This is a genomic window from Corallococcus sp. CA047B (assembly GCF_003612065.1).
In the GTDB taxonomy this organism is placed as follows: Bacteria; Myxococcota; Myxococcia; order Myxococcales; family Myxococcaceae; genus Corallococcus; species Corallococcus praedator.
This window is the reverse complement of sequence record NZ_RAWD01000566.1, coordinates 1-2777: the sequence shown is the minus strand read 5'-3', so window position 1 is coordinate 2777 and position 2777 is coordinate 1. Positions and strand designations below refer to the sequence as shown.

Here is a 2777-nt window from a genome sequence, read left to right as displayed (position 1 = left end):
GTCGTGGCCGGTCCCTTCCGGGGGGCCGGGGCGGGCGTGGCGCGGTGGGTCACGTAATACAGGCGCCCGAAGGCCAGCAGCGCTACTACCATCAACAGGAGCCGATGAAGTGGGAAGCGGCGCACGAGCAAACTCCTTGATTCCAACCGGGACCGGGGGTTATCAGCGCCCGCGAGTTCCATCCGAAATTAATGACGGAGGCGTGCGTGGCTGAGACTTTCGACGTGGTGATCATCGGCTCGGGTCCTGGCGGCTATGTGGGCGCCATCCGCGCGGCCCAGCTCGGGCTGAAGACGGCCATCATCGAGAAGGACAAGCGCCTGGGCGGCACCTGTCTGCATCGCGGCTGCATCCCGACCAAGTCGCTCTTGTGGACCGCGTCGCTCTTCCACCACATCAAGGAAGCGGCGGACTTCGGCATCGACACGGCCAACCCCACCGTCAACTGGGCCAACGCCCAGAAGCACAAGGACAAGGTCGTCACCAAGGGTGCCAACGGCATCGACTTCCTGATGAAGAAGAACAAGATCACGGTCGTGAAGGGCCATGGTCGCATCAGCGGGAAGGGCAAGGTGGAGGTGACGGCGGAGGACGGCTCCAAGCAGACGCTGGAGACCAAGAACATCATCGTCGCCACGGGCTCCGTGCCCAAGTCCCTGCCGAACGTGCAGGTGGACCACAAGCGGGTGATGAACAGTGACTCCATCCTGACCATCGACCGCATCCCCAAGAGCATCATCGTCCTGGGCGCGGGCGCGGTGGGCTGCGAGTTCGCCTCCGTGTTCAACCACGTGGGCAGCAAGACGGCCATCGTGGAGTACATGCCGGCGCTGCTGCCGATCGAAGACGCGGACGTGTCCAAGGAGCTGGACAAGATCTTCCGCCGCCGCGGCATCGACGTGCACACCGGCGCCAAGGTGGAGAAGGTGGAGCACACGGCGGACGGCGTGAAGGTCACCATGACCGTGGGCTCGGAGACCAAGACGCTGGAGGCCGAAATCCTCCTGTCGGCGGTGGGCCGCTCGCCCGTCACCGAGGACGTGGGCCTCAACAAGACGGCCGTGCAGACCGACCGCGGCTTCATCAAGGTCGACGCGCAGTGCCGCACCAGCGAGCCCAACGTCTACGCCATCGGCGACGTCATCCCCACGCCGATGCTGGCGCACATGGCCAGCGCCGAGTGCGTGATGGTGGTGGAGCACATCGCCGGGAAGAACCCCGCGCCCATCAACTACGACCTCACCCCGTCCGCCACCTACTGCTACCCGGAGGTCGCGTCGGTGGGCCTCACGGAGAAGAAGGCCAAGGAGCGCGGCTACGACGTGAAGGTGGGCATCGCCCCCTTCGGCGCCGTGACGAAGTCGGCCATCTCCAACGAGTCGATCGGCATGATCAAGATCGTCTCGGACCGCAAGTACGACGAGGTGCTGGGCATCCACATCATCGGGCCGCACGCCACGGAGCTGCTCGCCGAGGCCTGCGTCGCCATGAAGCTGGAGATCACCACCGAGGAGCTGGCGCACACCATCCACGCCCACCCGACGCTCTCGGAGATCATGCACGAGGGCGCCGAGGCCACGCTGGGCCACCCGCTGCACTTCTAGCGGGTGCGGCGCGCACGGCGGCCCGGGTTTTTTCCGGGGCCGCCGTAGAGCGCCTGGAGTGAGGCCGCGAGGGCGGCCAGTCGTTGTCGCAGCGACTCCGGGGCGAGCACCTCCACGCCCGCCCCGAGTTCGCACAGCTGGGAGACCGCGATGGAATCCCGCTCGAAATCCAACGTCGCCTTGCGCTTCCCACCGCGTGCCGCGGGCGCCGCCGTCAGGCGCTCTCCGTCGGCCGGGGGACGCATCTTCTTCAGCGCCGCTTCCCCTTCCGCCGTGAAGCGCAGCGTGACGTCGTAGCGGGGGCGCTCCGCGGCGAACTTCGCGCACCAGTCCTTCCAGAACGCGGGCAGGTCGAACCGGGCAGGGCGGGTGAAGCCCTTGGGATGCAACCGCACGCTCCCAATGCGCGCGCCCCGGAAGACGCGCGGGCCCTTGTCCGTCCCAGCGACCAGGTACCAGCGGTCCGCCTTGATGACGAGCCCGTATGGCTCCACCACGCGGCGGGAGCTGGCGCCGTCGAAGTCCTGGTAGCTCAGCGACACGCGGCGGTCCTGCCAGGCGGCGTCGCGCAGCGTGCCCAGGTGCGGGACGGGCTCGCGGCCGGTGAACCACCCGGACGCGTCCACGTGGAGGCGTTGGCGTGCGTGCTCCAGCGCGGGCTGCTGGAGGGCGGGGAGCGCCGCGGCCAGCTTCACCATCCCCGTGCGCAGGGGCGCGGACAGGCCCAGGTCGTCCAGGGCGCCTGGGGCTCCCACGGTGGCCAGGGCCTGCAGCTCCGGGCGGGTGAGGCCGGTGAGCTGCGTGCGCCAGCCCTCCATCAGGGCCACGCCGCCTGAAGCGCCTCGCGTGGCGTACACGGGGATGCCCGCGGTGGACAGGGCGTCCAGGTCGCGGTGCACGGTGCGGCTGGAGACCTGGAGTTCGCGGGCCAGCTCGCCCACGGTGCTCCGGGGGCGGGACTGCAGACGCATGAGCAGGTGCACGAGTCGGTCGGCGCGCAGGGGGTGTCCTCCATCAACGGGGCTTCGCAGCTTCGCCCGGCAATCATGACAGGGGATGTCAGGATTGGGCGTGCAGGGTGGAGGCTGAAAGGGAGGACCACCATGAAGCCACTCGAAGGACGGATTGCCCTGGTTGCTGGAGCGACGCGGGGCGCGGGGCGGGGAATCGCGA

Annotated in this window: 2 protein-coding genes; one reads left to right on the top strand and one right to left on the bottom strand. The window is 68.6% G+C overall.

The features are described from left to right. Positions 1-206 precede the first annotated feature (206 nt). A complete protein-coding gene (lpdA, locus tag D7X74_RS41015; protein WP_120538350.1) occupies positions 207-1604 on the top strand; it encodes a dihydrolipoyl dehydrogenase in 1398 nt (465 codons plus the stop codon). Here lpdA and D7X74_RS41010 read toward each other — a convergent pair. Beyond that, complete coding sequence (locus tag D7X74_RS41010) at positions 1601-2575, bottom strand: helix-turn-helix transcriptional regulator (protein WP_370450864.1); 975 nt, start codon at positions 2573-2575, stop codon at positions 1601-1603. The genes lpdA and D7X74_RS41010 overlap by 4 nt on opposite strands. Between the last annotated feature and the right edge of the window lie 202 nt (positions 2576-2777).

Excerpts from the sequence above, each read along its gene's own strand:
- D7X74_RS41010 (WP_370450864.1), bottom strand. The coding sequence starts at position 2,575 with ATGCGTCTGCAGTCCCGCCCCCGGAGCACCGTGGGCGAGCTGGCCCGC.